This window comes from Pseudoduganella aquatica, from assembly GCF_009857595.1.
GTDB lineage: Bacteria > Pseudomonadota > Gammaproteobacteria > Burkholderiales > Burkholderiaceae_D > Rugamonas > Rugamonas aquatica_A.
In genome coordinates this window covers 1-4,701 of record NZ_WWCU01000085.1, presented here as the reverse complement: position 1 = coordinate 4,701, position 4,701 = coordinate 1, and the positions used below count along the sequence as shown (strand labels likewise).

The window sequence follows — 4,701 nt, the reverse complement described above, 5'->3', positions numbered from 1 at the left end:
TGCGCGGCAATAACGCGCCTGCGCCGCGCGGCAGCCTGCGCACCTCGTCGCGTCCCGGCACGCCTGGCGCAGGTACAGGTACGGGACGTCCCGGTTCGCCCGGCGCCAGCTACACCCCCAACTATCCCCAGCCGGAGCAGCTGCGCGCGCAGGGCTGGAGCCCGCTGCCGGAAGGGCCGTTGCCCTTTCCCAGCATACTCGCCGCCAGCAGCGACGACTACCTGTGCGGCATGGCGGCCAGCCGCCGCCTGGCCGCAGGCTGGGGCAGCGAGCTGGTGGAGCTGGGCGAGGTGGGGCACCTGAACCCGGCGGCGGGCTACGGTCCCTGGCCCAGCGCGCTGCCGCTGATCGAACGGCTGCGCTGCGGCCTTGTCGCGAAATGACAATGCGCTGTCGCTGCAGGGGAGGTGGGGCGCGCAAACGCGGCGCTATACTGATTTTCAAGCTGGGCGGAATGCAATACCCAATAGAACAAGGAGCGAGATGATGGCAAAAGCAGTGCGATTCAACACCGTAGGCGGACCCGAAGTGCTGTACCTGGAGGACGTCGATGTGGGCGCGCCGGGTGCGGGCCAGGTGCGGGTGCGCCATGTGGCCGTCGGCATCAACTACGCCGACACCTACTTCCGCAACGGCACCTACCCGATCGCGCTGCCGAACGGCATTGGCGTCGAGGCTTCCGGCGTGGTGGTGGAGGTGGGCGAGGGCGTGAGCGGCTACGCGCTGGGCGACCGCGTCACCTACACCGGCTTCCTGAACACGCTGGGCGCCTACAGCACCGAGCGCGTGATTGCCGCCGCCGCGCTGATCAAGCTGCCCGAGACCATCGCCTTCGAGACCGCCGCCGCCATGACCATGCGCGGCCTGACATCGGCCTACCTGCTGCGCCGCCTGCACGCCTTCCAGCCCGGCGACAGCATTCTGCTGCACGCGGCCGCCGGCGGGGTGGGGCTGATCGTGTCGCAATGGGCCAAGCTGCTGGGCCTGACCGTGATCGGCACCGTGTCCACGCCGGAAAAAGCCGGGATCGCGCGCGCCCACGGCTGCGACCACGTGATCAACTACAGCAGCGAGGACGTGGCTCCGCGCGTGCGCGAGCTGACCGGCGGGCGCGGCGTGGACGTGGTGTTCGACAGCGTGGGCAAGAACACCTTCATGTCCTCGCTCGATTCGCTGCGCAAGCGCGGCCTGATGGTGTGCGTGGGCACCGCCTCCGGCGGCGTGCCGCCCTTCGATCCGGTGCTGCTGGCCATGAAGGGTTCGCTGATGCTGACCCGTCCCGCTCTGGCCGACTTCATCGCCGACCCGGCCGAGAAGGCGGCGCTGGCGGCCGAAGTGTTCGAGCACGTGGGCAGCGGCCGCATCCGCATCGGCATCAACCAGCACTACACGCTGGAGCAGGCGGCCCAGGCGCACCGCGACCTGGAAGCGCGCAAGACCACCGGCTCGTCCATCTTCGTCATCTAGGGAGCGGCCATGCGTATCGAGCAACTGACTTGCGCACTGGGCGCCGAACTGCTGGATGTGAAGCTGGCCGACGCCATCCATGACGACGGCCTGTTCGCCGCCATCCGCAGCGCCCTGCTGTCCCACCGCGTGCTGTTCCTGCGCGGCCAGGACCTCACGCGCGCCGAGCACGTGGCCTTCGCGCGCCGCTTCGGCGAGCTGGAAGACCATCCGGTGGCCGGCAGCGACCCGGACCACCCCGGCCTGGTGCGCATCTACAAGACACCGGACCAGCCGGCGGACCGCTACGAGAACGCCTGGCACGCGGACGCCACCTGGCGCGCCGCGCCGCAGTTCGGCGCGGTGCTGCGCTGCGTGGAATGCCCGCCGGTGGGCGGCGACACCATGTGGGCCAATATGGTGCTGGCCTACGACAAGCTGCCCGAGGACGTGAAGGCCAAAATTGAGGGCCTGCGCGCGCGCCACAGCATCGAGGCCAGCTTCGGCGCCGCCATGCCCATCGAGAAGCGGCTGGCGCTGAAGGCGCAGTTCCCGGACGCCGAGCACCCGGTGGTGCGCATCCATCCGGAGACCGGCGAGAAGATCCTGTTCGTGAACGCCTTCGCCACCCATTTCACCAACTACCACACGCCGGCGCGGGTGCGCTTCGGCCAGGACGCCAGCCCCGGCGCCAGCGAACTGCTGAACTACCTGATACGCCAGGCGCAGATCCCCGAGTTCCAGGTGCGCTGGCGCTGGCGGCCGGACAGCGTGGCGATCTGGGACAACCGTTCAACCCAGCACTACGCCGTGATGGACTACCCGGCCTGCCACCGCAAGATGGAACGGGCCGGCATCATCGGCGACATCCCTTACTAAAAACTATACAGGAGCACTGCATGCAATTCCTCGACGATTCCCTGCACCCCGAGAACCAGGACAAAGTAGTCATCACCACCGCGCCATACGGCCCGGAATGGGCGCCGGAGGACTTCCCGGAAGATATCCCGGTGACGATGGAGGAGCAGATCCAGAAGGCCGTCGACTGCTACAACGCCGGCGCCACCGTGCTGCACCTGCACGTGCGCGAGCTGGATGGCAAGGGCAGCAAGCGCCTGTCCAAGTTCAACGAGCTGATTGCCGGCGTGCGCGCCCGCGTGCCGGACATGATCATCCAGGTCGGCGGCTCGATCTCCTTCGCGCCGGAGGATGACGGCCAGGCCGCCAAGTGGCTGTCCGACGACACCCGCCACATGCTGGCCGAGCTGGACCCCAAGCCGGACCAGGTGACCGTGGCCATCAACACCACGCAGATGAACATCATGGAGCTGCTGTATCCGGAATACCTGCAGGGCACGTCGCTGGCTTCGCCCATGATGCACGCGGCCTACAGCGAGATGACGGTGCCGGCCGGTCCGGCCTGGGTGGCCGAGCACCTCAAGCGCCTGCAGGCGTCCGGCATCCAGCCGCACTTCCAGCTGACCGGCATGCACGCGCTGGAAACGCTGGACCGCCTGGTGCGCAAGGGCGTCTACACCGGCCCGCTGAACCTGACCTGGATAGGCATAGGCGGCGGCTTCGACGGCCCGAACCCGTTCAACTTCATGGACTTCATCCGCCGCGCGCCGGAAGGCGCTTGCATCACGGCGGAGTCGCTGCTGAAGAACGTGCTGCCGTTTAATATGATGGCCATGGCCATGGGCTTCCACCCGCGCTGCGGCACCGAGGACACGCTGATCGGCCAGCTGGGCCAGCGCATGACGTCGGTGCAGCAGATCGAGCAGTGCGTGCGCGTGGCGAATGAGCTGGGCCGCGACATTGCCAGCGGCAAGGAAGCGCGCGCCATCTACCGCATTGGCGTGCAGTACAAGGACGCGGAGGAGACCCTGCGCATGAACGGCATGGCGCCGAACCGGCTGCCTGGCCAGAAGAACGTGCCGCTGCGCACCTGAGGAGAACGCCGTGGCTCTCGCCCCTCCCATTGAAGACGGCGGCCCTGCCGACGATCCCGCCGTCCCGCGCGGCTACGCGTGGATCGTGTTTGCGCTGTCGTTCGGCTTGCTGATTTCGGACTATATGTCGCGCCAGGTGCTCAACGCCGTGTTCCCGCTGCTGAAGGCGGAATGGGCGCTGAGCGACGCCCGGCTCGGCATGCTCTCCGGCGTGGTGGCGCTGATGGTGGGCCTGCTCACCTTCCCGCTGTCGCTGCTGGCCGACCGTTGGGGCAGGGTGCGCAGCCTGGCCCTGATGGCCGTGCTGTGGAGCCTGGCCACGCTGGGCTGCGGCCTGGCGCAAAACTACGGCCAGATGTTCGCCGCGCGCTTCCTGGTGGGCGTGGGCGAGGCGGCCTATGGCAGCGTGGGCATCGCCGTGGTGCTGTCGGTGTTCCCCAAGCATATGCGCGCCACGCTGACCGGCGCCTTCATGGCGGGCGGCATGTTCGGCTCGGTGCTGGGCATGGCGCTGGGCGGCTCCATCGCGGCCCACCTGGGCTGGCGCTGGGCCTTTGGCGGCATGGCGCTGTTCGGGCTGATGCTGGCGCTGCTGTACCCGGTGGTGGTGCGCGAGAAGCGCATTGCGCCGCAAGGGCAGGCCGGCGCGGGCGGCGCCGTGCGCATGCCGCTGTCCAGCCTGTGCGGCAGCTGGTCGGTGCGCGCAGCTTATGTGGGCAGCGGCTTGCAGCTGTTTGTCGGCGGCGCCTTCATCGTCTGGATGCCCAGCTTTATGAACCGCTATTACGCCATGGACGCCGGCCGGGCGGGCGCCGTGGCGGCGGTGGTGGTGCTGGCCAGCGGCGCCGGCATGATCTTGTGCGGCATGCTGAGCGACCGCCTGTGCCGCAACGCGCCGCCGATGAAGATCAAGCTGGCCATGGCCTACTGCCTGGCAAGCTGCGGCCTGCTGTCGCTGGGCTTCGCGCTGGCGCCGGGTGCGGTCCAGCTGGCGCTGGTGGCGGCGGGCATGTTCCTGGCGGCCGGCACCACCGGGCCGGCCGGCGCCATGGTGGCCAATCTGACCCACCGCTCGGTGCACGGCACCGCTTTCGCCACGCTCACGCTGGTCAACAACCTGCTGGGCCTGGCCCCCGGCCCTTATCTGACCGGGGTGCTGGCCGACCGCCTGGGCCTGGACGTGGCCTTCCGCCTGGTGCCGCTGGCCAGCCTGGCCGCCGCCGCCGTGTTCTGGAGCATGCTGCGCCACTACAGCGCCGACGTGGACCGCGCCGCGCGCGACGCGGCCGCCGCGCAGGCCGCC

At 69.1% G+C, this 4,701-nt stretch carries 5 protein-coding genes; all 5 read left to right on the top strand.

The features are described from left to right. The coding region (locus tag GTP77_RS29510; RefSeq protein WP_187358899.1) for an RBBP9/YdeN family alpha/beta hydrolase at positions 1-383 on the top strand (383 nt) is incomplete at its 5' end. A gap of 103 nt (positions 384-486) precedes the next feature. Continuing rightward, positions 487-1,467: a quinone oxidoreductase family protein gene (locus GTP77_RS29505; protein ID WP_161075712.1), complete on the top strand. Its 981-nt coding sequence runs from the start codon at positions 487-489 to the stop codon at positions 1,465-1,467. 9 nt (positions 1,468-1,476) lie between these two features. Further along, entirely contained in the window at positions 1,477-2,325 is an 849-nt protein-coding gene (locus GTP77_RS29500; protein ID WP_161075710.1) for a TauD/TfdA dioxygenase family protein, read from the top strand. A 20-nt stretch (positions 2,326-2,345) separates the two neighbouring features. Further along, the gene (locus GTP77_RS29495; RefSeq protein WP_161075709.1) at positions 2,346-3,398 is read left to right on the top strand and encodes a beta-keto acid cleavage family enzyme; all 1,053 of its coding nucleotides are present in this window, start codon (positions 2,346-2,348) and stop codon (positions 3,396-3,398) included. A 10-nt stretch (positions 3,399-3,408) separates the two neighbouring features. After that, on the top strand, positions 3,409-4,701 hold a 1,293-nt coding region (locus tag GTP77_RS29490), incomplete at its 3' end, for an MFS transporter (protein WP_371869418.1).